27 protein-coding genes (1 of these 27 cut by a window edge) are annotated in these 26,801 nt (G+C 62.2%); 13 read left to right on the top strand and 14 right to left on the bottom strand.

The genetic code is table 11. The annotated features are described in order from the left end of the window. From Q0887_RS14710 to Q0887_RS14700, 3 genes are all read left to right on the top strand, one after another. Positions 1 to 1,257: the 3' portion of a lipopolysaccharide biosynthesis protein gene (locus Q0887_RS14710; protein ID WP_299196655.1), read on the top strand. It extends 318 nt beyond the left edge of the window; 1,257 of the gene's 1,575 nt are visible here — the last part of the coding sequence; its start codon lies off the left edge, out of view; its stop codon occupies positions 1,255 to 1,257. Positions 1,258 to 1,392: 135 nt separating this feature from the next. After that, positions 1,393 to 2,391 carry an aspartyl protease family protein gene (locus tag Q0887_RS14705; RefSeq protein WP_299196654.1) on the top strand — a complete coding sequence of 333 codons (999 nt, stop codon included), beginning with the start codon at positions 1,393 to 1,395 and terminating at the stop codon, positions 2,389 to 2,391. Between the two features lie 65 nt (positions 2,392 to 2,456). Beyond that, positions 2,457 to 4,289 carry an ABC transporter ATP-binding protein/permease gene (locus tag Q0887_RS14700; RefSeq protein ID WP_299196652.1) on the top strand — a complete coding sequence of 611 codons (1,833 nt, stop codon included), beginning with the start codon at positions 2,457 to 2,459 and terminating at the stop codon, positions 4,287 to 4,289. Between the two features lie 12 nt (positions 4,290 to 4,301). On the opposite strand, the gene Q0887_RS14695 is transcribed toward Q0887_RS14700, so the two are convergent. From Q0887_RS14695 to bamE, 5 genes are all read right to left on the bottom strand, one after another. Continuing rightward, positions 4,302 to 7,172: a pitrilysin family protein gene (locus tag Q0887_RS14695; RefSeq protein WP_299196651.1), complete on the bottom strand. Its 2,871-nt coding sequence runs from the start codon at positions 7,170 to 7,172 to the stop codon at positions 4,302 to 4,304. Between the two features lie 103 nt (positions 7,173 to 7,275). Continuing rightward, complete coding sequence (locus tag Q0887_RS14690; RefSeq protein ID WP_299196649.1) at positions 7,276 to 7,668, bottom strand: ACT domain-containing protein; 393 nt, start codon at positions 7,666 to 7,668, stop codon at positions 7,276 to 7,278. Beyond that, entirely contained in the window at positions 7,668 to 8,969 is a 1,302-nt protein-coding gene (hslU, locus tag Q0887_RS14685; RefSeq protein ID WP_299196648.1) for an ATP-dependent protease ATPase subunit HslU, read from the bottom strand. Before hslU ends, Q0887_RS14690 begins: the two co-directional genes overlap by 1 nt. 16 nt (positions 8,970 to 8,985) lie before the next feature. Further along, positions 8,986 to 9,546, bottom strand: coding sequence for an ATP-dependent protease subunit HslV (hslV, locus tag Q0887_RS14680; RefSeq protein ID WP_299196647.1), 561 nt, complete (start codon positions 9,544 to 9,546; stop codon positions 8,986 to 8,988). A 45-nt stretch (positions 9,547 to 9,591) separates the two neighbouring features. Next, positions 9,592 to 10,077, bottom strand: a complete 486-nt coding sequence (bamE, locus tag Q0887_RS14675) for an outer membrane protein assembly factor BamE (protein WP_299196788.1) — start codon at positions 10,075 to 10,077, stop codon at positions 9,592 to 9,594. 234 nt (positions 10,078 to 10,311) lie between these two features. On the opposite strand from bamE, the gene Q0887_RS14670 reads away from it, so the two are divergent. Together Q0887_RS14670 and Q0887_RS14665 are read left to right on the top strand one after the other, a co-directional pair. Next, positions 10,312 to 10,863, top strand: a complete 552-nt coding sequence (locus Q0887_RS14670) for a ubiquinol-cytochrome C chaperone family protein (protein ID WP_299196646.1) — start codon at positions 10,312 to 10,314, stop codon at positions 10,861 to 10,863. Further along, positions 10,860 to 11,402, top strand: a complete 543-nt coding sequence (locus Q0887_RS14665) for a YceD family protein (protein ID WP_299196645.1) — start codon at positions 10,860 to 10,862, stop codon at positions 11,400 to 11,402. The genes Q0887_RS14670 and Q0887_RS14665 overlap by 4 nt, the downstream gene beginning before the upstream one ends. Positions 11,403 to 11,417: 15 nt before the next feature. Here Q0887_RS14665 and Q0887_RS14660 read toward each other — a convergent pair whose 3' ends face one another. Beyond that, a complete protein-coding gene (locus Q0887_RS14660; protein WP_299196644.1) occupies positions 11,418 to 12,872 on the bottom strand; it encodes a S41 family peptidase in 1,455 nt (484 codons plus the stop codon). A 128-nt stretch (positions 12,873 to 13,000) separates the two neighbouring features. Then, the gene (locus tag Q0887_RS14655; RefSeq protein WP_299196643.1) at positions 13,001 to 13,849 is read right to left on the bottom strand and encodes a sterol desaturase family protein; all 849 of its coding nucleotides are present in this window, start codon (positions 13,847 to 13,849) and stop codon (positions 13,001 to 13,003) included. Positions 13,850 to 13,898: 49 nt separating this feature from the next. Here Q0887_RS14655 and Q0887_RS14650 point away from each other — a divergent pair, with 49 nt between their 5' ends. Then, positions 13,899 to 14,576: a Crp/Fnr family transcriptional regulator gene (locus Q0887_RS14650; protein WP_299196641.1), complete on the top strand. Its 678-nt coding sequence runs from the start codon at positions 13,899 to 13,901 to the stop codon at positions 14,574 to 14,576. A gap of 11 nt (positions 14,577 to 14,587) precedes the next feature. Here the strand turns inward: Q0887_RS14650 and Q0887_RS14645 are convergent, their stop codons facing one another. After that, on the bottom strand, positions 14,588 to 15,055 hold the full coding sequence (locus Q0887_RS14645; protein ID WP_299196638.1) for a BLUF domain-containing protein: 468 nt from the start codon (positions 15,053 to 15,055) through the stop codon (positions 14,588 to 14,590). Positions 15,056 to 15,322: 267 nt separating this feature from the next. On the opposite strand from Q0887_RS14645, the gene Q0887_RS14640 reads away from it, so the two are divergent. Continuing rightward, complete coding sequence (locus Q0887_RS14640; RefSeq protein WP_299196636.1) at positions 15,323 to 16,006, top strand: hypothetical protein; 684 nt, start codon at positions 15,323 to 15,325, stop codon at positions 16,004 to 16,006. A gap of 4 nt (positions 16,007 to 16,010) precedes the next feature. On the opposite strand, the gene ssb is transcribed toward Q0887_RS14640, so the two are convergent. From ssb to Q0887_RS14625, 3 genes are all read right to left on the bottom strand, one after another. Further along, the gene (gene ssb / locus Q0887_RS14635) at positions 16,011 to 16,550 is read right to left on the bottom strand and encodes a single-stranded DNA-binding protein (RefSeq protein WP_299196633.1); all 540 of its coding nucleotides are present in this window, start codon (positions 16,548 to 16,550) and stop codon (positions 16,011 to 16,013) included. 127 nt (positions 16,551 to 16,677) lie between these two features. Next, the gene (locus Q0887_RS14630; protein WP_299196632.1) at positions 16,678 to 17,364 is read right to left on the bottom strand and encodes a COQ9 family protein; all 687 of its coding nucleotides are present in this window, start codon (positions 17,362 to 17,364) and stop codon (positions 16,678 to 16,680) included. A gap of 15 nt (positions 17,365 to 17,379) precedes the next feature. Further along, complete coding sequence (locus Q0887_RS14625; RefSeq protein WP_299196631.1) at positions 17,380 to 17,997, bottom strand: ankyrin repeat domain-containing protein; 618 nt, start codon at positions 17,995 to 17,997, stop codon at positions 17,380 to 17,382. A gap of 152 nt (positions 17,998 to 18,149) precedes the next feature. Here Q0887_RS14625 and Q0887_RS14620 point away from each other — a divergent pair, with 152 nt between their 5' ends. The 6 genes from Q0887_RS14620 (at position 18,150) to Q0887_RS14595 (ending at position 22,318) form a co-directional block, all read left to right on the top strand. Beyond that, on the top strand, positions 18,150 to 18,758 hold the full coding sequence (locus Q0887_RS14620; protein WP_299196630.1) for an SCO family protein: 609 nt from the start codon (positions 18,150 to 18,152) through the stop codon (positions 18,756 to 18,758). Then, complete coding sequence (locus Q0887_RS14615; RefSeq protein ID WP_299196629.1) at positions 18,746 to 19,237, top strand: YcgN family cysteine cluster protein; 492 nt, start codon at positions 18,746 to 18,748, stop codon at positions 19,235 to 19,237. Before Q0887_RS14620 ends, Q0887_RS14615 begins: the two co-directional genes overlap by 13 nt. Beyond that, positions 19,234 to 19,980, top strand: coding sequence for a SprT family zinc-dependent metalloprotease (locus tag Q0887_RS14610; RefSeq protein WP_299196627.1), 747 nt, complete (start codon positions 19,234 to 19,236; stop codon positions 19,978 to 19,980). Before Q0887_RS14615 ends, Q0887_RS14610 begins: the two co-directional genes overlap by 4 nt. 218 nt (positions 19,981 to 20,198) lie before the next feature. Continuing rightward, positions 20,199 to 20,708, top strand: a complete 510-nt coding sequence (locus tag Q0887_RS14605) for a hypothetical protein (RefSeq protein ID WP_299196626.1) — start codon at positions 20,199 to 20,201, stop codon at positions 20,706 to 20,708. A 29-nt stretch (positions 20,709 to 20,737) separates the two neighbouring features. After that, positions 20,738 to 21,685 carry a bifunctional diaminohydroxyphosphoribosylaminopyrimidine deaminase/5-amino-6-(5-phosphoribosylamino)uracil reductase RibD gene (gene ribD / locus Q0887_RS14600; protein WP_299196625.1) on the top strand — a complete coding sequence of 316 codons (948 nt, stop codon included), beginning with the start codon at positions 20,738 to 20,740 and terminating at the stop codon, positions 21,683 to 21,685. 12 nt (positions 21,686 to 21,697) lie between these two features. Further along, on the top strand, positions 21,698 to 22,318 hold the full coding sequence (locus Q0887_RS14595) for a riboflavin synthase (protein ID WP_299196624.1): 621 nt from the start codon (positions 21,698 to 21,700) through the stop codon (positions 22,316 to 22,318). A gap of 78 nt (positions 22,319 to 22,396) precedes the next feature. On the opposite strand, the gene Q0887_RS14590 is transcribed toward Q0887_RS14595, so the two are convergent. The 3 genes from Q0887_RS14590 to Q0887_RS14580 form a co-directional block, all read right to left on the bottom strand. After that, positions 22,397 to 23,323 (bottom strand): OmpA family protein, encoded by a 927-nt coding sequence (locus Q0887_RS14590; RefSeq protein ID WP_299196623.1) that lies wholly within the window; start codon positions 23,321 to 23,323, stop codon positions 22,397 to 22,399. A gap of 376 nt (positions 23,324 to 23,699) precedes the next feature. After that, positions 23,700 to 25,469: a hypothetical protein gene (locus Q0887_RS14585; RefSeq protein WP_299196622.1), complete on the bottom strand. Its 1,770-nt coding sequence runs from the start codon at positions 25,467 to 25,469 to the stop codon at positions 23,700 to 23,702. A gap of 766 nt (positions 25,470 to 26,235) precedes the next feature. Then, on the bottom strand, positions 26,236 to 26,793 hold the full coding sequence (locus Q0887_RS14580) for a GNAT family protein (RefSeq protein ID WP_299196621.1): 558 nt from the start codon (positions 26,791 to 26,793) through the stop codon (positions 26,236 to 26,238). Positions 26,794 to 26,801: the final 8 nt, after the last annotated feature.

Genomic DNA, 26,801 nt, shown 5'->3' with positions numbered 1-26,801 from the left:
ACTGACAGGGTGGATGAGAGGCGCGTGGGGCAGGTTTTCGGCATGCTGCTGATGGCCAACGTCCTGCTCGCCGCGATCCAGCTCGCCTTTGCGCCCTATGCGGCGGCCTATTTCGATGAGCCCATCGTTGCCGACATGCTGCGCGTGCAGGCGGCGATCTTCCTCACCATCCCCTTCATCGCGCTTCCATCCGAATGGCTCGCGCGCAAGCTGGAGTTCCGCAGGCAAGGCCAGGTCAATATGGGCGCCGCAATTGTGGGTGCGCTTACTGCCTTGGTTCTCGCATGGCTCGGCTGGGGGGTCTGGGCGCTGATCTATTCCGGCCTTTCGATCTTTATCGCGCGCGCCGTGGGCATGATGATCGCGGCCAAGCTTTGGATTCGTCCGGTATTCAACCCCAGCGGCGCGTGGGATCTGTTCACCTATGGCGGCACGCTGACCCTTTGCCAGCTGTTCTGGATCATCCAGAGCCAAAGCGACGTTGTGATCGCTGGCCGGTTGATGGAGACCTATGATCTGGGCCTCTATACGCAGGCCTTGTTCCTGACCCTGATCGTCACAGGGCGCTTTGTCCCACCGATCAACGAAGTCGCGCTTGCCGCCTATTCAGAACTGCACCGCGCGGCCAAGCCGCTTGCGCCCTATTTCCTCAAGACCGCGCGCATGGTGATGATGGTCTGCGCGCCGATTTATGTCGGCCTCGCGCTGGTTAGTGAGGATGCGATCCTTGTCCTGATGGGCGAGAAATGGACCGGGCTGATCCCGATTGTCGCAGGGCTTGCGCTGGCGATGCCGGCCTTCGCGCTGCATCTGATCTGCTCGCCCGTGACCAACGCGATGGGGCGGCCGCGCGTCTATCTGTTCACCAGCATAGCGGGCGCGGTGATCTTTCCCGTGATGTTCGCATCGAGCGTTGGCGGCGGAGCGATGGGTCTGGTCCATGCATGGTGGATCGCAGCGCCGCTGCTCTGCGCGGTCACACTAACGGTAACTCTGCCGCGGATCGGGGTGAGCCCGCTTGCACTGCTCGACGCATTGCTGCCGATCGTGTTTGCCTGCGCGGCGATGGCTGCTGCTGTTCTTTCGGCGCAATCGCTGGTTGCCATCGACTCGCCGCTCTTCTCGCTCGCATTCAACGCGGCGCTGGGCGCATTCATATATGGTGCGACCTTCTGGTTCTTTTATCGCAGCATCGTGCGCGAGACCTGGGCGCTGCTGCGCAATCGCGACGCCGCTCCGGTTGCGGCTATTGCCTGAGCCTGAGGCTGAGGCAGACCGCCAAGGTTTTTCGACCAGCGACATTTTGGCTTGTGGTACTTGTCTGATACCTTCGCATCACGGTGACGCGAGGGTCCCCTACCCATTGCGCGCCCAAACGGACGGGAAGATGCGATGACATATCTATGGGCCCTGCCAGCACTCAGCGCGAGTTTGATCGGATCAAGCGCGGCCACAACCGCCGTCGAACCCCCGATCACTCCGGTCACGTCCGAGATAGAGGCTATCGCCCCGAACATCACCGACCCGCAGACAGAGATCATTGATCTTGATGAGGACCGGGCCAACCGCTTTACTGTTCCGGTCACGATCGAGGGGTCAGGGCCTTTCGACTTCATGATCGACACCGGCAGTCAGGCCACTGCCGTCACGCATCAGATCAATGATGGTTTGCAACTTACCCCCTTCGGCACCGCGACGCTTGTCGGAATGGCCAGCACTCGGCCCGTCAACGTGGTTGAAGTCGATTCCATGAGCTTTGGCAGCCACACCGTGCATGACATTGTCTCACCGGTGCTGGACGCGCGCCATGTCGGCGCCGACGGAATTCTGGGCCTCGACAGTTTGCAGGATCTGCGCGTGCTCATCGACTTCCGCGAAGAAACAATCGCAGTGCAGGACGTATCAACCATACGAAACCATCGGGCCGGGTTCGAGATTATTGTTCGCGCGCGGCGTGAACTGGGCCAGCTGCTCATCACCAGCGCTTCTGTCGAAGGAGTGGATGCGATCGTTATCATCGACACTGGCGCGCAGGGGAGCATCGGCAATCTGGCATTGCAGAGGCGCCTTCGCAATATGCGCGCGCAGGAGGTGACCACCACCGATGTCAACGGCGTCGATCTGGTCGGTGAGCTTTCCTATGTCCGCTCGCTCAATATCGAAGGCTTGTCCTTGCAGAATGTTCCGCTCGCCTTTGCCGATGCGCCCGCTTTCGAAGCTTTGGGATTGAAGGATACACCGGTCATCTCGCTCGGCATGCAGCATCTGCGAATGTTCGACCGGGTGGCGATCGACTTTTCCAACCAGCGCATTCTGTTCGATGTCCCGCGCGATGTCGCCCGCGCGCTCCGGCGGCAACGTTCAAGCGGTTATAGCTCTATCGAGTACTGATCCCCGTTATCGTTCTGGCGGCGACCTTGCCGTAGGATAGTATAGCGCCCACATGGGCGGTTCGAATGCCGCCCGACAACGCCTCCTCGGATCGTCCGACCAAGCCGCCCGAGGGCGAAGGCTGGGTGACGCTCAGGCGCTTCCTCCCCTATCTCTGGCCGCGCGATAACACCGAATTGCGGGTGCGGATCGTGCTCGCGATGCTGCTCGTCATCGCGGCCAAAGGCGTCATGCTGGCCCTGCCCTTTGCCTATAAAGGCGCGGTCAACGCGATGGAGGGCACCGAAGCTGCGGGCGATTTTGCCCCGGCTGCGCAAGTCGCGATGGCGCTGGTCGCGGCCTATGTGCTGGGCCGTTTCACCTCGCTGCTGTTCGACAATCTGCGCAATGTCGCATTCGAGCGGGTGGGCCAGATGGCGACGCTCGGCTTGGCGCAGGACGTGTTCCACCGGCTCCACCGGCTTAGCTTGCGCTTTCACCTTAACCGCCGCACCGGCGAGATCACCAAGATCATCGAACGCGGAACCAAGAGCATCGATTCCATGCTCTACTTCCTGCTGTTCAACATCGCCCCCACGGCCATTGAGCTGATTGCAGTCGGCATCATCTTCTACCTCAATTTCGGCTGGGAACTGGTTGCGGCTACCGCGCTTGCCGTCGTGGCCTATATCGCGCTGACCCGCTGGATCACCGAATGGCGCACCAAATTGCGGCGCGAGATGAACGATCTCGACGGGCAGGCATTGCACCGGGCGGTGGATTCGCTCCTCAATTTCGAGACGGTCAAATATTTCGGCGCCGAAACGCGCGAGGAAGAACGCTATTCCAACGCCGCGCGCGCCTATGCGCAGGCCGCAGTGAAATCGGAAAACTCGCTCGCGCTGCTCAACGTGGCGCAAGCGGGGATCACCAATGCGCTGATGGCGGGCGCGATGGCCTATTCGGTCTGGGGCTGGAGCAAGGGCGAGCTGACCGTGGGCGACCTCGTCTTCGTCAACACCTACCTGATGCAGCTCTTCCGCCCGCTCGACCTGCTGGGCTGGGTCTATCGCACCATCCGGCAAGGCCTTGTCGATATGGCCGAGATGTTCCGCCTGATGGACACGGCTGTCGAAGTGGAAGACGTGCCGGGCGCGCCGCCGCTGGTGGTGGCTGAACCTTCGCTCGCCTTCGACAATGTCACCTTCGGCTATGATGACGGGCGCACCATCCTCAAAGGCCTCAGTTTCGAAGTGCCTGCCGGATCAACTCTGGCAATCGTTGGCCCGTCGGGCGCGGGCAAGAGCACAATCGGGCGGCTGCTCTTCCGTTTCTACGATCCGCAAGGCGGGCGCATCCTGATCGACGGTCAGGATATCGCCGAGGTCCAGCAGGAAAGCGTGCGCGCCGCCATTGGCATTGTCCCGCAGGACAGCGTGCTGTTCAACGACACGCTCGCCTACAACATCGCCTATGGCGCCGAAGGTGCTGACGAAGCTGTGGTCGAACAGGCCGCGCGCGATGCCGCACTGATGCCGCTGATCGAGCGGCTGCCCGATGGCTTTGCAACCACCGTGGGCGAGCGCGGGCTCAAACTGTCAGGCGGGGAGAAGCAACGGGTCGCGATTGCGCGCACTCTGGTGAAGAACCCGCCGATCCTGCTGCTCGATGAAGCGACCAGCGCATTGGACACCGGCACCGAGCAGGAAATTCTCGGCACGCTCAAACGGCTCGCGCAGGGCCGCACGACCGTCGCCATCGCGCACCGGCTTTCGACCATCGCCGACGCCGACCGGATCATTGTGCTCGATGGCGGCAAGCTGGCCGAAAGCGGTTCGCATGGCGAGCTACTCGCGAAAGGCGGACTTTATGCCGATATGTGGTCGCAGCAATCGAGCGAGCTGGCCGAAGCGGAATAAGAAAAGCGGCGCTTACTCCGCGTCGCCGCCCTCGCTTGCCTCCACTGCGCGCCACAAATCCGCCGAAGCCAGATCAAGCGCGTCCGCCGGGATCACCTCGATATCTTCGCGCACTTCGCGCAGATCATCGAGGAATTGTGAGGCATCGCCGACAATCACAATCGTCGCGCGGCCGGGATTGACATAGCTGCGCGCCGCCGTGCTCGCCGCCTGCGCATCGACGGCAGCAAGCCGCTCGGCATAACGCGCCGCTTCGCCGGCAGGCAGGCCTTGCTGGAGCAGAGTCGCAACGATCCGGTTGAAGCCGCCGCTTGTCTCTAGCGAACGCGCATAGCCGCCGGTCAGATAGAGCCGCCGCCGCTCAAGCAGATCCTCGCTGAGCTCCTCACTGCGGAGCCGCTCGAATTCATCGAGGAAGATCTGCGTTACCTCATCCGCGCTGTCATTCTTGGTCTGTGCGCTGGCAGTCAGGATGGAATCGTCCGCGCGGTCGGCAAAGCCTGAATAGGCACCGTAGCTGAGCGAACGCTTGGTCCGAATCTCCTCGAACAGCCGCCCGCTCGACCCGCCGCCCAGCACGCTGTTGGCAAGCTCCAGCGGGAAGTAGTCCTCCGACTGGCGCGATGGCGCGCGGACGGCGGTGATGACCGAGGCCTGCCCCGAATCGGGCATATCGACCACAATGGTGCGCACCGGCTGCGCCCGGCCTGCGGGTTCCTGCGGCAGCGGGCCAGCGAGCAGATCTGTGCTCCAATCACCGAACATCGCCTCTGCGGTCGCAATCGCCTCATCCGGAGCCATGCCGCCCGAGATCACCAGCCGCATACGCGAGGGGTGGAAATAGCGCTGGCGGTGTTCGAGAAGGTGCTCGCGGGTGATCGCCGAAAGGCTGTCCGACGTGCCGCCGGGCTGCGAGCCATAGGGCGCATCGCCATACATCGCGACCCGCGCGATCATGCGCGACAGACCGCCCGGCTCCTGCATCGAGACGCGCAGGCCATCGACCGCGCGGGCGCGCTCACGTTCGAACTCGTCGGTCGGATAGATCGCGCCTTTGACGATTGCAGCAGCAAGCGCACCCGCCTCGTCCATATTGGCAACCGGAGCGGTCAGGCTGAAGCTCGTCCCGTCGCTGCCCGCGCCGCCGCCAAAGCTTGCGCCAAGGCTTTCAAAGCGCGCCGCGATGGCTTCGGCGTCCATGCCGTTGATACCCTTGTCGGCAAGGCTCGCGGCGAGCTGCGCGATACCGGCGCGGTCGCGCGGGTCGGTTTTGCTGCCGCCGGGGACCAGCATGGAGATCGTTGCAATCGGCACGTCGCCGGTCTGAACCGCGACAACCTGAATGCCGTTGGAGAGCGTCGCTTCGACGATTTCGGGAGCAGCCACTTCGGGCGATGCGCCGGGACCGGGAGGCGCCATGCGTTCGCCTTCGGGACGGACCTGACGGATTTCGCCGGTCGCAGGCGGGAGCGTGCGGAATTCTGGCAGCGGGGTCGGATTGGCGTAGCTCGCCGGATCATCCTCGCCCGCGCGATAGGTAATGGTGACGCGCTTGTCTGGGTCCAGATAGAGCGCGGCGACGCGCATCACATCCTCGGCGGAGACTTCGGTGATCTCGGCCAGACGGCGGTCGGCGAAATCGGGATCACCGCTCGACACCAAAGCCTCGCCCAGTTCAAACGCCCGCCCGCGCGCGGTTTCGCGGCGGCGCAAAGTGCTGGCGATGATCTCGTTCTTGGCTTCGGCGAGTTCGGCGGGGGTCACATGCTCAGTGCGGATGCGCTCGAGCTCGGCGTCAAGCGTCGCGCTGGCCGCCTCCATCTGCTCTTCGCCGCGAACCACGGCATAGACGCCGATCTGCCCTGCCTCGCGGAACATGGACGCACCGCCAAAGGCCTGCACCGCCTGCCCCGAACGCACCAAAGCGTTGTTGAGGCGGCTATTGTCGCCCCGGTCGAGGATCGCAGACAGCACTTCGAGCGCAGCGGCGTCGCCATGCGTGGTCGGCGGGCCTTTCCACACGCCGCCGATCACCGGCAGCGGGACATTGGGCGCCGTGGCGTTGACAGTGCGCGGGCCGGTCACTTCAGGCTCGCGCTCTGGCAGAGCGAGGTCAACCGGATTGGCGCGGCGCGGAATGTCGGCGAAATACTCGCTCACCAACGCGCGCAGATTATCCATCTCGAAATTGCCCGCCACAATCAGCGTCGCGGTGTCGGGCCCGTAATAGGCCTCGTAAAAGGCGCGCGCATCGTCGAGCGTCGCGCTGTCGAGGTCGTCGATCGAGCCAATCCCCGGGCGGCGATGCGGCATCACGTCATAGGCGTTTTCGGGCAGGACAAAGCGCTGCAAGCGGCCATAGGGCGGCGCGAGCACGCGCTGGCGCAGTTCCTCTTTGACAACGCCGCGCTCGGTTTCGAACACTTCATCATCGACCACCACATTGGCCATGCGCTCGCGGTGGGTCCACAGCATGGTTTCAAGGTAAGCGGCTGGAACCTGCTCGTAATAGTTGGTCCGGTCGATCCAGTTCGACGCGTTGCGCGTGCCGCCAATATCGGCGGTCAGTCCGTAGATCATATTGTAAGGCATATTCTCGGTCTTGCGGCTGAGGATATGCTCGAACAGATGCGCGAAACCGCTGCGTCCCTCGGGGTCGAGCTTCGATCCGATATCGTACCACAGCGAAGTGGTGACGGTGCTGGTCGTGTCGTCCTGGATCGCAATGACGCGCAGGCCGTTATCGAGCGTCCACATCGTGTACTCGATCTCGGGCGCAGAGAGCGTGGGTGCGTCACCCTCGCTATGCGCTTCGGCCAAGAGTGGCGCGGCGGCGAGCAGGCTGGTTGCGGCTGCGCTGGCGCGCAGGATGTTTCGGATCATGGAAGTCGGCCCCGTTGCTTGAATTCTAACGGGAACAGTTAGAGCGCCTAGGCGGCGGCGTTTCAACCGCCAATCCCCGCCCCGCCCTGCAAACGGTCAAGAATTATCGACGCGCGTCGAGGCTCAGCCTTTCAAGCAGTGCCAGCGCTTCCTCGCGCCGATCCCATGGCACGAATAGATGATCGTGATGGAAGGCTGCGATGACGTTGCAGGCGATCCCCGCTTCGGCGAGCGTGCTCGCGACCGCCGCCGTTAGCCCTACCCCTTCGAGATCGGAATGGACCGACAGGGTGATGCGGGCGAAGAAAGGCCCCTCGTCCGTCGGATCGGCAGCCATGATGAAGGTCGTGCCTTCGGCCTCGCGGATGGTCGCGAATGGCTCCTGAAAATAGGGTTCGCCGTCATCCTGTAAGAAGACCCAGCCATGTATATCAAGCATGACCGGCTCCATGCCCGCCAGCATGCCTTGAAGATCGCTGACTGGCTCGCCAGCCATTACAGGATATATTTCGACAGGTCAGTGTCGCCTGCCAGCTCGCCCAACCGCTCGCGCACATAGGCGGCGTCGATCAGGATCGTCTCGCCTTCATGGTCTTCGGCTTCGAAGCTGATATCTTCGAGCAGTTTCTCCATCACCGTCTGGAGCCGCCTTGCGCCTATATTCTCGACGCTTTCGTTCACCTGCGCCGCGATGGTCGCAACCTCGTTGATCGCGTCTTCGGTGATGTCGAGTTCGACTTTCTCGGTGGCAATCAGCGCGCGATATTGCTCGACCAGATTGGCGCGGGTTTCGGACAGGATGCGAACGAAATCCTCCTGCGTCAGCGCGCGCAATTCGACGCGGATCGGCAGGCGGCCTTGCAGTTCAGGCAACATGTCGGAGGGCTTGGCGACGTGGAACGCGCCGCTGGCGATGAAGAGCACATGGTCGGTTTTCATCGGACCGTATTTGGTCGCGACAGTAGTGCCCTCGATCAAAGGCAGCAGGTCACGTTGCACGCCTTCGCGGCTGACCGAGCCGCCGCGCACATCGCTCACCGCAATCTTGTCGATCTCGTCGAGGAACACGATCCCGTTGGTTTCTGCATTGGTGAGCGCAACTCGGGCGACATCTTCGTCGTCGAGACGCTTGTCGGCTTCTTCGTCGACCAGCTTGTCCCACGCATCGGGGACGCGCAGTTTCTGTTTCTTGGTCTTGGTCTTGCCGAATGCCTTGCCCATCATATCCGACAGGTCGATCATCTGCATATTGCCGCCCATATTGCCCATGTCGAAGGGCGTGGAAGGCGCGTCGGAGACGTCGATTTCGACCTCGACTTCGTTCATCGCATTCTGGACGATCCGCTCGCGGAAGCTTTCGCGGGTGGCCTCGGACGCATTGTCTCCCACCAAAGCAGTGAGCAGGCGCTCCATCGCGGCATCGGAAGCAGCCTCGCGCACGCTTTCGCGGCGGCGCTCTTTCTCAAGGCGGATGGATTCCTCGACCAGATCGCGGGCGATCTGTTCCACATCGCGCCCGACATAGCCGACTTCGGTGAACTTGGTCGCCTCGACCTTCACAAAAGGCGCCTCGGCGAGCTTGGCCAGACGGCGGCTGATCTCGGTCTTACCGCAGCCGGTCGGGCCGATCATCAGGATGTTCTTGGGCGTGACTTCATCGCGCAGATCAGGGCCAAGCCGCTGACGCCGCCAGCGATTGCGCAGCGCAACCGCGACGGCGCGCTTGGCGTCTTTCTGGCCGATAATGTGATCGTCCAGCGCGGCAACGATGGCCTTAGGGGTGAGGTTGTCTGTCATGATCTCTCTGGAATGCTCAGACCGTTTCGACGGTCAGATTGCCATTGGTGAAGACGCAGATATCAGCCGCGACCGCCATCGCCTTGCGCGCGATCTGTTCGGGGTCGTCTTCGTAATCGGCGAGCGCGCGGGCGGCGGCGAGCGCGTAGTTCCCACCAGATCCGATCGCGGCAATCCCGCCTTCAGGCTCCAGCACATCGCCATTGCCGGTCAGCACCAGCAGGCTTTCCGCGTCGGCAACGATCATTAGAGCTTCGAGATTGCGCAGATATTTATCAGTGCGCCAGTCCTTTGCCAGTTCAACCGAGGCGCGCAGCAATTGGCCGGAATATTGCTCCAGCTTCTTCTCAAGCCGCTCGAACAAGGTGAAGGCATCGGCTGTCGCTCCGGCGAAACCGGCGACGACTTTGTCGCCTTCACCGATCCGGCGGACCTTGCGCGCATTGGGCTTCATCACGGTGTTGCCCATCGACACCTGACCATCGCCCGCAACCACAACCTTATCGCCGCGCTTGACGCCGATAATCGTGGTGCCGTGCCACTGGATCAGGCCGTGGCTGTTATTGGAATCACTCATGGGGAGCGATATGGGCGCTTACCCGTCAGGATCAAGATTGACCGCTTACGGGCCGCCGGGTCCGCCAGCACCCGGACCGCCTGCGCCGACCTGACCGATATTGCCGAACAGATCTTCGAGGAAGGTCCGCTCACGGCCCAATGTCGGGGTCTTGTCGCCATCGGGCTGGAGGAAGGTAACCTCCTCGACCCCGCGCCGCTCGACGCTTTTCACATTGCCCGCTTCGTCAAATTGCACCGCCAGCACCGCGTGCTGATCGATCCGCGGACGCACAAACGGACGCCGGCCCGTGGTGCTGGAAATATAATACCAGGTGTCTTCGCCATACTGGCTCTGGAAAGTCGGGCGTCCCAAAGTGCCCTCTACCGAGCGGCGATTGTCGATCCCCGGCTGCACCGACTGGAGCAAAACCGCATCCGTCACATAACCACGCGATTCGCGGATCGAGGAGCACGCCCCCAATGCCAGCACCGCGCAAGAGAGCGCTGCGAGTTTCACAAACCTGCTTTTTGCCGAAGCGTTACCAAGCATAATGCCAGTCAGTTCCCACTTAGTCGTTTCTCTTGCCGCACGGATGCAGCGTTCTATATCGAGCGCCTTACGGTCAATATCTGGCCCTTGCAACGCCGCTGCTGCAATCATTTGTGGTCCATTCGCCTCAAGCCGCCGGGTTCCGATCTGGTGGCGGGCCGGTGAATTGCGGCTGAATGTTTGCCAAACCGCTCTGCGAGACAGGCTCGATTAAATCCATTAGTGAGTGCCCCTATGTCGTTCTTCTCCCGCCTGCTCGGAACCGCGCCGGACCCGCGCGAAGCCATGCGCCCGCTCTGGCACCGCGTGGTCGAGCTGGCGCGCGCACCATCTTATTATGCAGAAGGCAAGGTGGCCGATACGGTCGCAGGCCGTTTTGACCTCATCACCGCGATCCTGTGCGTGGTGATCGTGCGGGTCGAGGCCAGCAATATGCGCGGCGAGAGCGCTTTGCTGGCGGAGTTGTTTGTTGAGGACATGGACGCCCAATTGCGCGAATTTGGCATCAACGACGTGGTCGTGGGCAAGCGGATCGGCAAGCTGATGAGCGTGCTGGGCGGCAGGCTGGGCGCCTATCGCGGCGCGCTGAATGACGCGCTGGCGGGTAAGGATCGCAGCAAGCTGGTCGGCGCAGTCTCGCGCAATGTCACCTTTGTCGATGGCGCGGATGAAGCGGCCTGTAGCGAAGTTGTGGCAGACAAATTGCTCACACTTGCAAAGCGGCTTTCCGGTCTGAGCGACGAGCAGATCATCAATGCGAGCTTCAGCGCGGAGACCGCCGAATGAGCGCGCTGCCCACGCCCGAGCTTTCGCGCCGGATCAAACTTGCAGGCCTGCCGGGCGAAACCGTGGTGGTCGAAGCCGATGCCGGTGAGCGCGCTGCGCTGGCCGCGCGGTTCAGCCTGCCCGGCATTGATAGCTTGCGCGCCGAAGTCGAGCTTGAACAACGCGGCTCAGCCGTCCGCGCGACCGGCACGCTAAAGGCTGCAATCCGCCAGACTTGCGCGATCTCGGGCGAGGACTTTCCCGCCAATATAGACGAAGCGCTCGACCTGCGCTTTGTCGAAGCCGGATCGCTGGACACACCGATTGACGAGAACGAAGAGATAGAAGTCGAACTGGGCGCTGAGGATTGCGACGAGATCGAATATTCCGGCGACGCCTTCGATCTGGGCGAGGCGGTGGCGCAGTCCCTCGGCCTAGCCATCGACCCCTATGCCGAAGGCCCCGAAGCCGATGCCGCCCGCGAAAAGGCGGGGATCGTGAAAGAAGGCGAGCAGGAAGGCCCGCTGGCCGAAATGCTCAAGGGGTTGAAGCGGGATTGAATTTCAGGCTGGCTTCTACTGCGCTCCGGCCAGCGCCACGATGCGCTCGATCGCCTTCCAATGCCCGCCCACCGGATCGTCTTGCGGGTAAACCTCGATATTGATGCGCGGTTCCAGCCCGGTCTCTTCATAAACCACGCCATCGGGCGCGGCGAAGGTTTCGTTCGAAACCTCCAGCAGCCAACCATTCGGCAGGCGCTTCGCCAAAGGCGTAGAGAAGGCTCCGCGCGTTTTCGTGCCGACGTGCACAACCTGCGGGTTTTGCAGCAGAGCCAGGCTAGCAAGCTCACCGCCGCTCACCGTGACATCGCTCGTCAACAGATAGGTTGGGCCGATGAAACGGGTTCCCGCAGCAGGTTCGATCACATGTGGGAATTCAGCAAGGCCTGATCCCTGCGCGCGGGTCGTGAAGCCGGTATATGCGCTGTCGGTGAAGCGTCCGGGAATGGCCTTCGCAATCTGGTCCCAGCCGCCGCGATTGTTGGACAGATCGACGATAATTGCAGCCACACCCGCTTGGTCAAATGCCGCGAAAGCTTCGTCCATGATGCGGTTGAATTCCGCCATTTCCGCATCGGCCCATTCATCGCTGCCAAAGTCCTGCCGGTCGGTGAAGCCGCCCATCTGGAAAATCTGGAGATAGCCGATCCGGTTATCGATCAGGCCCCAGATGATCCGGTCGCGCCCGGTATGCTGCGCGCCTTCGTCTAATCGGTCTAGCGTCTGCCCGATCAAACCGACCAGCCATTCGCTCTCGCCGCCCTGTGCGCTGCGAATGCGAGGCAGGGTTTCGCCCTGGCCGTCCTGAATACGGCGGCGCTCACCGGCGACTTCTCCGATCAACTTGGTGTGGCTGTCTGACAGGCCGTCCATGTAGGTGCCGAGCGCCGCCCACAATTCTTCATCGCCCATGTCAGGCCTGATTTGCGCGCGCAGCCGTGCTGCCCTTGCAGCGTGGTCGGGCGGTCGGCGCTCGAAAAATGCGTAGTGCCGCTCGAACGCGTCGAGGAAGGCATCGGACACCGCTCGAGGAGAAACGGGCAATTCGGTCCGGCAAGCAGCGGGCAAGCTATCCAGCCGGTCGAACACCACATTGGTATCGCCGCGAAGGAGCTGGAAGATCGCGCTCTTTTCCCCCGGCAGCATGCGGAAATAGCGGTAAGTGACCGAATCCATTTCGCTGAGCGAGGACCCGTCCTCGCGTGCCGGACTATAACACTGCGTTCCGGCCTCATACTGCCGAACGCCTTGCTCCGAAATGTCCAGAATGCGGCCATAGCCGCGGCTACGCCAGACACCGCGCACGGCGGGATCGGTGCGGCCGTCATCCTGTTGCACTGACCTAAGGTCGCTTGCGATCAACCACGGCTGGGTCTGGTCCGCAACCCCGCTGGCCGAGGTGCAACCTGCGAGCAGGAGCAGCCCTGCTGCGTGGAAAATGAAAGCTGTCAGATTCGAAATTCTGTTCATCGAGGCGCGAATAGAGGTGTTCTGCGAGGTTCCCAATACCCTGCGACCAATGCACCAACAAGTTCGATCAATGGCAAGCGGCGCTTGAAATGCCTTGCCGGGTATTGAGGTCCTGCGGCGCGGCCAGTCTAGGCCTCTCGTGCTGGCAACGGCGTTTCGCTTACGGCGCTGTCCATCTGCTTGTTCTCAGGAAAAATCGGCCACAGCAATTGCTGGCCCAGGCTGGCAGGGGCGAGGTTCTCGACCCCGTAGCTCTCTGGATATTGGCGCGTGATCTTGGCGGTGCCGAACAGGATGTCCCAGAAGAACAGCAGATTGCCGTAATTGCCTTTGTAGTTCACCGCCGGATCGTCGGCATGGCGGCCATGATGCGCATGGTGGGTCGCAGGGGTCGAGATGGTGCGCTCAACCACCCACATTAAGGGCGAGAGCCACTTGATCGCATAGAGCGGACGGTCCCACGCCACATCAGAATGCGCGCCGATAATCACCGTCATCTTCACGACGAGGTAGAAGGCATAGACCCAGCCCAGCCCCAGATAGAGCAGGATGCCAGCGAACCACAGGCCCGGCATGATCGCGTAATAGATAATGTTGTTCCGGTAGACGAGGCGCACGCTCATATATTTCGCGTTATGGTGCGCGCGGTGGAGGTTGTAGAGCCTTGGGAATGTGTGGCTGGCGCGGTGCCACCAATATTGCGTCATATCGTCGAGGATCAGGAACAGAGCGATCGCGGCGAAGACATTGATATCCGCCAAGGCCCCTTCGAATTGCGGCAGGAAAAGCCCCATCAGCGCAGCTGCGGTGAAGATGATCGCGGGCTGAGTGATCGCCACCAGCATGGTCATGCTGACCGCTTCAACAATCCCGTCATCGCGGGTCTGCTCGCCTTTGCCGAACAGGTTGGTGCGCCACAATTCGAGAGCGGCGAAGAATGCAAAGATCGACAGGATAGCAATGGTTGAAGCGGGCATGATTCTCTCCCTTGTTGGAGAGACTGATAGCGGTTAGGTCTGCGCAAGAATGTCTAATTCTTTACATTTATCCGATCCCCGCCGCTCGCTCGCCGTGCCGATGCTGTTCGCCGCGCTTGAGGATGAGGTGAAAGAGAGAGTGCGCGCGGCCAGCCCGATCCGCGAATTCAGCGACAATCAGTTCATCCAGCATCGCGGGACGCTCGCAGACGGGTTCTGGCTGATCGAGCAAGGCAGCGTGCGCGTCGGCCAGTTCCTTCCCGATGGCGATTTTCGCGCGGTTGCGGTGCTGGGCCCGGGCGATTCATACGGTGAGCTTGCGCTGTTTTCCGGCAGGCCGCGGGTTGTCGATGCAGTCTCGCGCGGGGTGAGCCGTTTGCGCTTTATTCGCGGCGCGCCCTTTCTCGACCTGTTGATCGAATATCCTGCCTCCAACCGCGCGCTGCTCTCTGCCTTGTCTGCGCAATTGCAGGACACGCTCGATCAGCTCGCGGGAATGCGGCGCGGCACCAATCCCCAGCGGCTGGCCGGATTGCTCGCCAACCTGGCCCGGGCCGACGGCCAGACCGCGATCACCCAGCAGGAACTCGCCGACCTGCTGGGCGTGACCCGAGCAACCGCTAATGCGGCCTTAAGCGCGCTGGAAGAAGCGGGACTGATCGAGCGCGGCTATGGCAGGATCACTGTGCCCGACCCCGAGGGTTTGGCACTGTTTGCTCTCGACTAAACTCGCAAATCTCAGTCGTTCTGGGCAGCGCCGGTTCCGGCCATCAGCGCCGCCTCTTGCTCGGCATGGCGCTGCGCTGCGTCGGCTGTGAGGCTGGAGGCAAAGCTGGTGAAGAGCATCTTGGTGTCCAGCTCCATCGTACGCGGCAGCGATCCGGTAAAGACGCTGGCCGAACCGATCCCGACAAGCGGGGTCAGAAGCGACCGCATCGACCAGTCGGGGCATTCCCGGCTTTCGCGGCTATCCTGCCGCAGATAGACGATGCTTTCGTGGCGTTCGTCCCGCTCGATATCTTGCATAATGGACAGGACCGCTTCGCCGCCGCCTTCGAGCAATTGCATGAAGTTGCGCGAATTGTAGGCGAGCATTCCGGTAACACCCGCATTGGCATTTCGAGCTGCCGCGCGCGTCGTAATCGCCTCAATCTCGGCATCATTCATTTGCGTGGCTGCGGTGCTAACATAGATCAACGACAGCAATTCTTACTCCCCCGAGCTGAATCGACCCAGCGGCAAAGAAGCCATCTATTGCGCGCCAAGTCAATGGGTTAGCCGAATGCCTCGCCGACCGGCATGCGCAGCGCGGGAGCGCTTTCTTGCAGCTTCCCGGTCGTTCTGGCAGTGTTGTCTTACGACAGTCGCAATGCAGGCAATCCGCATGGGGGTGAACGGATTGGCTCTCGCCATCTTCATCGTCGGCATGACGATCGGGGACTGTTTCTTCAGACCACTCCCGGGCAGTCGACTATGACCAATCCACGCGCGGAACCGTTCTTTTTCAACATGACCATCGCGATGATCGTGATCATCTTCGCCGGATTTGGCGCGTCCGCCCTGTACCTGCCCGAATTTCCGTTTCCGCCTAGTACGCTGCTGATCTTCCACGGGATCGTCATGCTAGGCTGGTACATTTTGACCGCCTCGCAGGCGCGTCTGATCGGCAAGGCCAACTTCACGCTCCACAAGCGATTGGGCCAGTTGAGCGCCGCGCTGGTCGCGTTGATTTTGGTCACGGGATATTTTGCTGTCAGCGCGGCGATTGCCCGGCCCGAGACCTCGATTGCGGGAATGACGCCCGCCGGATCGACAATTTTCCCGACAATGGACCTGCTGGGTTTTGTGCTGTTCTACGCCCTCGCGCTCGCCAACCGGACCAATGGCGCAGCGCATAAGCGGCTGATGGTGCTCGCAGGGCTGATGATGCTGCCCCCTGCGACTGCGCGATTGGGGCTGGCAATCGGTTTCGAGCCGCTGGCCGGCATTGCCGCATTCGCAATTGCCGGTGCGTTCCTTGTCTACGACTGGAGAAGCCGCGGCAGACCGCATTGGGCCAGCGTGCTGGGGCTTGTGGTCGCCGTTGGCGGCGCACCTGTGAGATTTATGGTCGGCCCATCAGAAACTTGGGCGCGCATCGCCGAGGCGATCTACTGATCGATCAAAACGGGATATCGTCGTCGAGATCGTCGTGGCCGCCGCCTGAACCGCCAGCCGAGCCGCCACCCTGGTTCCAGCCGCCGCCGCCACCTTGGCCGCCACCACCTTGAGCGCCGCCTTGGCCGCCACCGCCGCCATAGCCGCCGCCGGAGCGTCCACCGCCCCCGCCACCACCGCCGCCGCCTTCGCCGCGGCCGTCGAGCATGGTCAGCGTGCCGTTAAAGCCGCGCAGTACGATCTCGGTCGAATAGCGATCCTGCCCGTTCTGGTCCTGCCATTTGCGGGTCTGGAGCTGGCCTTCGACGTAAACCTTCGATCCCTTTTTGAGGTAGTTCTCGGCAACGTTCACCAGACCTTCTGAGAAGATCGCAACCGTGTGCCACTCGGTGCGTTCCTGACGATCACCGGTGTTGCGGTCTTTCCACGTCTCGCTGGTTGCGATGCGCAGGTTGCACACTTTGCCGCCATTCTGAAAGCTGCGCACTTCGGGATCTGCCCCGAGATTGCCGATCAGCATGACCTTATTGAGCGAACCCGCCATCCTCTTATTCCTTCCGTGATCCAGTTGCGCGGCCAATCCGCCGCGAATCTCTGGCAAGGTTGATAGGACACAGCGCAGCGCAGAGCGACCCGCCGCGTCCGTTAATCCACTTCCGATATGGAGGAAACTACCTAGAGGGGTACCGAAGTCGACCCAAGAACCGGCTTAGGCTGGGCATCTCGCGGTCCTTGCCGAGCAGCTGGTATTTGAATTTCTCGAACTTCATCACGCCATCAATGCGGCGGTCGAGGAATTCGTAGGTCTTCGCCTTGCCATCGCTGTCGTCATTCACGAAGACTGCGAGCGTTGCCGAATAGATCCCCGCAAGGATCGCGCGCTTCGTATAGTGGTTGTAATCGGTCGCGGTGTCGCCCGCGAGCCGCCACATGATGTCCGCCGAGCGCCAGCCCAATTGCATCGAGCGCGCCGCATTTTGCGGCATCGCCATCACCGACAGAGCGCGGCGCACAGCCTCATCGACATCCGCCACCGCTTCCAGCCGGAAGGCCACCAGCGCACGGATACGCTCGCGGATTTTCATCGTCGCGAGCCGGTCCTGCGGATATTCGGCTTCCATCGCCTGATCGACGCCGGTCACCCAAGCCTCGATCATGTCCATCGCCTGACCGCCGGGCGCCTTCTTGGGGAAAGCGAGCTTGGCGATATCAGGGTCAGCGCCGACCATATCGGCGGCGGACACCAGCGCCTTCTCGGTCCACCCGTCGAAAATCGCCGCAGCGGCAATCTCTGGCGCGAGCGCGACGCGCAGTTCGTCGAGCGTCATGTCGGCAAAATCGGGGGTTATGGTGGTCATGAAAAGGCCCGGCCTTTAGAAAGAGGGTCCGTATTGCTCTTGCGTCCCCTGCCCCTCGCGCGCTTCATCGGCAAGCTGAAACTCACGCGCCAACAGTGTGTTGCCTGTCATCAGAGCCAGATAATCGCGCGCCGAGCGGCCCGAATTGTCATTGCGGTCAGGGTCCGCACCTTCGGCGAGCAACCGGCGAACCAGTTCCACATTGCGTTGGTGCACAGCCGACATCAGCGGGGTTTCGCCCTGACTGTCGGCCACCGTGACCTGCGCGCCCTTTTTGAGCAATTCCTCGACCCCTTCGACAAAGCCCAGCCGTGTCGCAAGTTGCAACGGGGTGAGGCCGGCATTGTCGCGGATATTGGGATTGGCACCGCGTTGCAGCAGGAACCGCACCCAGGTCGTATCGCGCCGCGCGACTACAACATGCAGCCCGGATTCGCCCGTGGTGATGTCGCGCGTGTTGATCACGGTCGTGCCCGGCTCATTGAGCATTTCGGTGACCGTGTCGCCATCGCGATCCTTGACCGCTTCGAGGAATTCGTAGCCTTGCGAATAAAGCTGCGCGAGTGCCGGCTGGCCAAGCGGGATGATCGCGCCGACGGCAAACGCTCCAATGGCAAGTGCACTTGCAGCCATTGCATGCAAGCCGCCATTGGCTTTCGCTCTAACCAAGCCTAATTTGCGCAAAACAATCGAACCCACGCTTTGAACCCTTCGCATTTCCTGTCAGACATCATTTTTGAGGCTGCCCCTTGGGTGTCCTCTGCTCCTGAGGCAATTAGCAGACCATGAACATCCGCGCCAAGTCATTCTCCGCCTTTACCGCAATCGCCGCTCTGGCGCTGTCCGCTTGCGCGCCAGAAACATCGGTCGGGGCTCCGCTGTCGCCGCCGCTCGAAGGCGCGACCATCGGCGGGGAATTCGCGCTGACCAGCGAGGATGGCGAAACCGTGCGCTGGACCGATTTCGACGGGCAGTACCGGATCGTTTATTTCGGCTATGCCTATTGCCCCGATGCCTGCCCCACCGATGTGCAGCGCACGATGCAGGGCTTTGCCCAGTTCGAGCAATCCGCACCGGAACTGGCCGCAAAAGTCCAGCCGATCTTCATCTCGGTCGATCCCGAGCGCGACACGCCCGAAGTGCTCACGCAGTTCACCGATGCCTTTTCCGAGCGCATGATCGGCCTCACCGGCACCGAGGAACAGATCGCCGATGTCGCCTCGAAATTCAGCGTCTATTACACGAAATTCGAGGCGAATGAGGAAGGCGGATATCTGATGGACCATTCGCGCATCTCCTTCCTGTTCGGCCCTGATGGAGAGCCGATTTCGATGCTCCCCCACGATCAGGGCGCCGATGCGGTCGAGGCTGAACTGGCTTTATGGGTGAGCTAAGAGAGGCCTTCTGGGAGCTGCCGCTGGAGCAGCTCTCCCGCGCCGAGTGGGAGGCCCTTTGCGATGGCTGCGGGCGCTGCTGTCTGCACAAGATCGAGGATGCCGATACCGGCGCAATCGAAGACACCAATGTCGCGTGCAAGCTGCTCGATTGCGAAAGCGCCCAGTGCTCCGATTATCGCAACCGCAAGGCGTTCGTGCCCGATTGCCTGCGGCTGACGCTCTCCATCGTCGAGGATGTGCCGTGGCTGCCCACGACCTGCGCCTATCGCCTGCGCGCGGACGGGCGCCCCTTGCACGACTGGCACTATCTCATCAGCGGCGACCGCGAGGCGGTGAAGCATGCCGGCGTTTCGGTCGCCGGGCGCGTGGTGAGCGAGACGGACGCTGGCCCGCTGGAGCATCATATCGTTGAATGGGGGCCGCCCCGCCCCTCTGCCCCGATGGGCTTTGCCGTTGATGCGGAGGATGCCGAGTGATCGACTGGCTCAAACGCGCGGATATCACCAAGCCGCCCAATCCCCAGATAGAGCCCGAAATCGAGCTGAACGGTGCGAGCATTCCCATCGCTCTGCGCCGCCACCGGACAGCCAAGCGGCTCACCCTGCGGCTTGCGCCCGATGGCAGCGAAGTGCGCATCACGCTGCCCAAATGGGCCAATGGCAAAGACGCGATTGCATTTGCCCATTCGCGCGCGGACTGGCTGGCCCAGCAGCTCGCCAAGGTGCCCGCTCGAAGCGCGCCCGGACCCGGCGGAACGCTGCAATATCGCGGCGAGACGCTGGCGGTGGAATGGGACGCGGCCGCACCGCGCCGCCCCAAACGCACTGGCGACATTGTTCGCATCGGCGGCCCGCAAGAGGGGCTGGATAAGCGCCTGCAACGCTGGCTCGAACGCGAAGCGTTGGCCTTGTTCGAGGACGATATGGCCGACTACACCGCCGCCGCCGCGCTGGGACCGGTCCCGGTCGGTCTGTCGCGGGCACAGCGCCGCTGGGGCAGCTGTTCCGACAAGGACCGCATCCGCATCAACTGGCGGCTGGTTCAGGCCCCCGATTTCGTCCGCCGTTCAGTGGTCGCGCATGAAGTCGCGCACCTCATTCATTTCGACCACAGCCCCGCCTTCCACGCGCTGCTGGGCGACATTTACGAAGACGACATCAGCCGCGCGGACAAATGGCTGAAGGACAAGGGCCGCAGCCTGTATGCGAGTTTCGGGTGATTGGTATTGGCTTTTGTTTACTGCTCGCTATCGCTCGCGCCGTGCCACCCGCGCCCTCCACCCTTCCACCCGGATTTTATCCCGGTAGGCTCCGGGTGGAAGGGTGGAGGGCGCGGGTGGCGCGGCCAAGGACCGGACGGAAGTCCGGTCCGCACGCAACAAAGACTCCCTACTAACACTGGTCTAGACCGCTCACCGCCCCTATATTGCGCCCCACCATGAGCAGGCTCGCCAAATCACGATTCAATCCCGCACCGGGAATTGTGGACTTCTGGACCGAGTTTCGGAAGCCCAACCCTTATCGCTGGCCAATCCTGATCGCTTCGACAGCGCCATTTGCGTTGATTATGGTCTGGCTGACGGGAGAGAAGCATTACGGCACTCCCGAAAAGCCGCAGATCACCTATGTCACCACCTATGACCCTGACCGGAGCGATGCGGAGATCATGGCCTCCAACATCGAAAATCAGGAAGTGAAGGAGCTGCGTGAGGCGCAGGATGCCGAGCTGGCCCAGCGCAAGCGTGATCTTTACAAGGCTTTGGGCGCGGTTGCGGGCATGGATGTCGATGAAATCGAGCGCCGCGCCGATGAAACCCGCGCCGCAGAGGAAGCCGCCGAACAAGCACGTCTCGACGAGATGTTCGGACGCGCGCCTGCTGGTGAAAATACAGCCAGCGGGGAGGCAAGCAGCACTCCCGACACCGCCAGCGAAAGCTCCGCGCCATAGCGGCGAGCGCTATCAGCGACGCTGACTGGATGGCAGCCGCCGCGCGGGCTTCGGCGCGCGCGCGCCCCCTCGCCCACCCCAATCCCGGCGTCGCTGCGCTGCTGGTGAAAGATGGCTGCGTGATCGCGCGCGGCTGGACGCAGGAAGGCGGCCGGCCGCATGCCGAGGCGGTGGCACTGGCGGGACTGGGCGACGGCGGCGCTGAAGGGGCGACACTCTATGTCACGCTGGAGCCTTGCGCCCACCAATCGGCACGCGGGCCTGCCTGCACCGACCTTGTGATCGCAGCGGGCCCTGCGCGCGTCGTGATCGGCCAGCTTGACCCTGACCCGCGCACTGCGGGCGAAGGGGCAGAGCGGATCAGGCGTGCAGGGATCGCGGTCACGGTGCTCGATGATGCCAATGCCCGCGCCAGCCTGTCGGGCTATTTCACCCGCGCAGAATTCTCCCGCCCGCATGTGACCTTGAAGCTCGCCATGAGCCTTGATGGGTGCATCGCCATGGCCGACGGATCGAGCCAGTGGATCACTGGCGAGGCGGCGCGCGCCCATGTCCATGCACAGCGCGCGCGGCACGATGCGATCCTTGTCGGCGGCGCAACCTGGCGCGCGGACAAGCCCCGCCTCGATGTGCGGCTCGACGGATTGGAAGCGCGCAGCCCCGTCCGCGTGCTGCTCTCTCGCGGGGTCGCGCCTGACGGCGTTCGGGTCATCAACCGGCCCTCGCAAATCGGTGATCTGGAGGGCGTGCAATATCTCTATGTCGAGGGCGGAGCGGTGGCCGCTGCCAGCTTCCTCGCCGAAGATCTGGTCGACGAGCTGCATATCTACCGCGCCCCGATCCTGATCGGCGAAGGTCGGCGCGGCCTTGCAGACATAGGCCTCACCAATCTTGCCGATGCACATGGCCGCTGGCGGGCGAGCGAACAGCGCCAGCTTGGCAGCGACACGTTCAGCGCCTATCTGCGGTCACGCTAAAAGGAGCCGCATGTGTTCACAGGAATAGTCACCGCCATTGGCACTATCGCCAAGGCCGATCAGCGCGGCGATCTGCGGCTGCGCATTGCTGCAGCGCTGGATCCGGCGCGGATCGACATTGGCGCTTCGATTGCCTGTTCGGGCGTGTGCCTGACGGTCGTGGATCGCGGCGGGACGGCAGGCGATGCATGGTTCGACGTTGATGTCTCGGGCGAGACTGTCAGCCGCACCCGCGCGGAAATGTGGGCTGAGGGGCAGCGCCTCAATATCGAACCCTCCTTGCGCGTTGGCGACGAGCTGGGCGGGCACATCGTTACCGGCCATGTCGATTCAGTCGGTGAAGTCGTTCTGGCAGAGGCGACCGGCGACAGCCTGCGCATTGCCATCCGCGCGCGCGCCGAAATGGCACCCTTCATTGCCGAGAAGGGCTCGATCACAGTCGAAGGCGTCTCGCTGACGGTCAACGACGTGCGCGACCGGCCCGACGGGACCTGCGACTTCCTGCTCAACATCATCCCGCATACCGGCGAAGTGACCACTCTGGGCGCGCTCAAAGTGGGCGAGCGGGTCAATCTCGAGATCGACGTGCTGGCGCGCTATCTCAAGCGGATGCAGAGCCTCGCTCAGACCTGAGCGAGCAATATCCCAGCCCCAAACGCAAAGGGGCGAGCCAACCGGCCCGCCCCTCGCTAGTTTTCGAGCTATCCTGCTCTAGAAGCCGTCGACGCTTTTCGACACCAGCACATTGACCGCGACGCGGCGGTTCTGCGCTTTGCCATAGGCGGTGGTGTTGTCCGCTGCCGGATCAGCCGATGCCATGCCGGTCGGGGTGAGCATCCGGTAAGGAGCCCAGCCGCATTGCTGCTGAAGATAGTTCACAACGCTCGCCGCGCGTGCCTCGCTCAGCCGCTGGTTCACTTCCTGACTGCCGGTGGAATCGGTGTAGCCCACCACCAGAAGCAGCGCGTGATCGGTTTGCGAAGCCTCACGCGCGGCTGCGCACAGCTCGTTCTGCGCGCGGGGCGACAGGTTGGAGCGGCCGCTGTCGAAATAGACGTTCGTGGTGCCGCGGATATTGTACTGGTCAATATCGCCAAAGCGCCCGCGCAAAGCCTCGGTCGCCGCGGCATTGCGCTCAACGCCCTCGGCATTTTCGCCAATCGCGGCTTCGTTTTCAGCAAAGCGCTGCGAGGTGCCCGAACGGATCATCTCTGCGGTTTCGAGGTCGCTGGCGGAAAAGCGCACTTGGCTGGCGACCAGACCGCCATCCCATTGGCGCGTCTTGATCTCAACCGGCAGTCCGTTGAGCAGCGAATCCGCGCCCAGCGTATCGCGTGCGAGACCCAGAAAGCCCCCGCGCGCGCGGATGCTGGTGCCTTCAACCACGGTCACGACAGTGTTGGTGCCGTCCGCGCTGGTGACACGCACGCGGTTGCCGTTGCGGCCCGAAACGAAGCCTTCGACATCGGGTCCTTCGAGCATCTGGTCGAGCGCGGGCGGCTGCGGCGCGGTGACAGTGGTGAGGACCTGGCCTTCGCTCTGCGGGATCTGCTGCGCTGCAACGCCGCCAAAAGGCGCGGCGATCATTGCGGCGAGAGCGAGGGACTTAACGGCGGAATTGGTGGAAATGAACTTCATTAGGGTACTCCTGCATTCTAGGTCTGCCATTGGGCGCAATACTCACGCGGTCCGTGGTGGACCGCCCCATTTCCGTGATTGCATTCAGGGCTGACAGAACCCCCTTTTCAAACCGGGTTAACGCGCCGCAAAGCAGACCGAAATCCGCTCCGCCAATCGCAAGGATGCGGCGAATGTTCGCTTAATCCTTGCGCGCGGATGAACAATCAAGCTGTGTTAGGGTGATGAGCGGCTGGCAAGAGCCGGTCTTGCGGTGAGACGTTGCAAATTGTGCAAAACGCTCAGAATTCGCGCAGCCCAAACGAAAAGTGGGCGCGAAGTCTGAAACTTCGCGCCCGCTTATCATGTCTTGATCGAATGTGGCGCTTGCCAGACTCTAGTTCTGCGTCACCGTCACAGTGTTGCTGGTGCCGGTTTGGCCGACGGTCGACAGATCACCCATGCCGCCCTGAGTGACGGTCGCCATATTGGTGGTTCCGTCCTGCGTGATGAAGCTCTCGTTGAGCATCCCGTTCTGGACAAGAGTGGCGTCATTGCTGGTGCCAGACTGTGTGAGCTCGGAAATTCCGTCATCTCCGTTCTGGTCAATGTCGCCCACATTGGTCAATCCGCCGGCATTCTGCGTCGTGGTGGACGTGTTGCCATTGCCAATCTGAGTCACGAAGACCTGATCTTCCTGACCCGACTGGGTGCTGGTCGACATGTTGTTGTTGCCCACCTGATCGATGTCAGCGAGCGGGATGAAGGTAGAGGCTCCCGGAGTTCCCGAACCGTCCTGCGTCACCGAAGCCTGGTTGTCGTCACCGGACTGGAACACATCCACAAATGCCAGCGATCCGCCCGGAGTTGCAGCGGATTGATCGATCGTGATTGCCCCGCGATTGCCCTGTTGGTTTGTGAGCGCGTAATTGTTCTCGCCCGTCTGACCAACGGTCACGTCGTTATCACTGCCGCTCTGCGTGTTAGAGGACAGTGTCGAGAGACCATCCTGGTCGATATCGGCGAAGTTTCCGCTCGATTGCTGGAACACAAGCGCCGTGGGCGAGCTGTTTGCGGAAAGTCCGGCGGTAGGGCCAAACTGCCAGCGAATGTGATCGCCGGCTTGATCAATTTCCGCGGTGTTGTTGGTGCCAGACTGGGTGACAGAGACCCCCGGGATGGGAGCGGGAAAGAAGCTGGCCAGACCGGTCTGGTTCACCGTCGAGGAATGCCCCGAACCCGACTGCGTAATCACGGCCTGCGCACCCTGGCTCGTCGCACCCTGCGTCAAAATCGAAGTGTTGTTGTCACCGGTTTGCGCGATAGTGGCGATCTGTTGATCGCCCGCCTGCGAGACGGTGGACGAAGCGTTGGTGCCGTTCTGGTCGACATCGGTGGTGCCAAACGTCCCGCTCTGAGCAACACTTGACGAGTTGCCCGCAGCGGTTTGCAGGATACTGGCATCGTTATCCGCGCCCGATTGACTGATGTCGGAAAAATTGTCGTCACCGTTGGTCTGGCGCACAAATGCATTCTCGCGGTCGCCTGACTGCACGACAAAGGACGTGATATCGACGCCGTTATTCTGAAGCACATCGGCGGTGTCGTCTTCACCCGACTGGTCGATCAGGCTGACCGCGTCCACTGTGCCGCCGCTCTGGTCGACAACAACGTTTCCGCCGGTCCCGCTCTGCGCGACAAATGAACCAGTGCCTGAACCAAAGCCGGAGCCTTGGCCAAACTGGGTCACGGCTGCATTGTTGCTGGCGCCGCCGCCAGCATTTTCCTGCGTCAGCTCGGAATTCATGCCGGAGCTACCCGCGACCTGATTGACGACAGCGATATTGTCGCCCGTCTGGGTCAGCTCGGAAAAGCCGCCATCGCCTTCTTGGATGATGGTCGATTCATTGGAGGGCGGGGTCCCGCCGGTCGCCAGACCGTTGAGCTGAGAGGCCACCGATTCGTTGTTGGTGCCCGACTGGGTCACACCGATCAGATTGTCATCGCCGGTCTGGGTGACAGTGCTGTCATTGCCCGTACCTGGTTGGCTAACATTGACCGAGTTGTCGTCACCCGTCTGACTGACTGTGCTGGAATTGCTCTGGGCAAAGGCAGGCGCTGCGGAAAGCGCGATTGCAGACGCGCCGATTAGAAAAATCTTGTTCAAAATATCCCCCCAGGGTCATGCGGGCGATAGCCCGACTTCGTTCAATTGACCCATGCCCGAAAGTCGTCTTGCACCGATCGCTTCCGAGTCCTTTCGTTAGCTAACATGTAAACTCGACTATGGGAAACTACTTAATCGCCAATGCGTTGGCTGAAGGGAATTCGCTTTCCTACAATGCGCGGCCTGTGGCTTACTTTGCGCCATGCCCCAAACACACGCACGCAAACGAAAAAGCACCCGCAACACCCGCCCTTCCCCGCTCGCCTTCACGCCGGTAAAGCTGCGCGCGCGGCGCGACGGGTGGAGCGTGGAGCTGCAATGCGCCTTTTTGGCCGAGCTGCATCTCAAAGGATCGGTCGCTGCTGCCGCGCGCGCTGTGGGCAAGAGCCGGGCGAGCGCTTACAAGCTGCGCGCGCGGAATGGCGCAGAGGAATTTGCGAGGAGCTGGGACCGCATTTTGCAGCATGCTTGCGGGGACCGGAACAAACCGCCCGAGAGGCCGCAAAAGCTCCGCTGGCGAAAGTTGACACTTGGCGACCTGCTCTGGCGCGCCGGTATCGGGCGGCTGCGACCGGTCATCTATCGCGGAAAGATGCGCAGAATTGCACAAAAACCTAACAATTCTGCGCTGTTACACCTCATGCGGCGCTATGATGCGAGCGCTCGCCGGATCGAGAGGGGGCGATGCTGAGGGGAGGAATGCAATTTGTTATAAAGGGGACTTGCGCGGTCCAGGTCTCCCGGGTCTCAGCGCAGGAACGCGAGGTTAGCCCTGCCCCAGCGGCCCGCTTTCGAACTCGTCTTTGCCGATCACGTAGTAGACATGGATGCGCTCACTGCCTGCCATGCCGCGCATATCGGTCCGGTCGGTCAGGCGGCCGCCGATCTTCTCCATCGCCTTTCGCGAACGCCAATTGTCATCGCCCACGGCAAAGCGGCACTCGGCCACCGAGCCAAGCGCGTGGGCCACCATCAGCCGTTTCATCGCAAGGTTGGTCGGCCCGCCCCAATGCGAGCGCGCAAGGAAGGTCCAGCCGATCTCGATCGACCCGCCATTGCCGGTTTCGAGGCCTTGATAGCGAGAGGAGCCGATGATGGTGCCCGTAGGTCCAAGGTTCTTGTCGATGATGGCAAGCGCGCCCTCATTCGCCAACGCATCGTCGAAGAAGGCGCGAAACACCGGCTCTTGCCAGCGGTCATGGGCGGGGTGCTGCTCCCAGATCAGCGGATCGCTCGCCACTGCGAAGAGCGCCTGCCAGTCCGCCTCACGCAAAGGGCGCAGCAGCAGCGGCCCGGCTTCAAGTGTGGGTTGGCGGTCGAGCACCCGCTTCG

It is taken from the genome of uncultured Erythrobacter sp., assembly GCF_947492365.1.
GTDB lineage: Bacteria > Pseudomonadota > Alphaproteobacteria > Sphingomonadales > Sphingomonadaceae > Erythrobacter.
The sequence above is the reverse complement of the archived record's forward strand: the minus strand, read 5'-3'. Positions and strand labels throughout refer to the sequence as shown.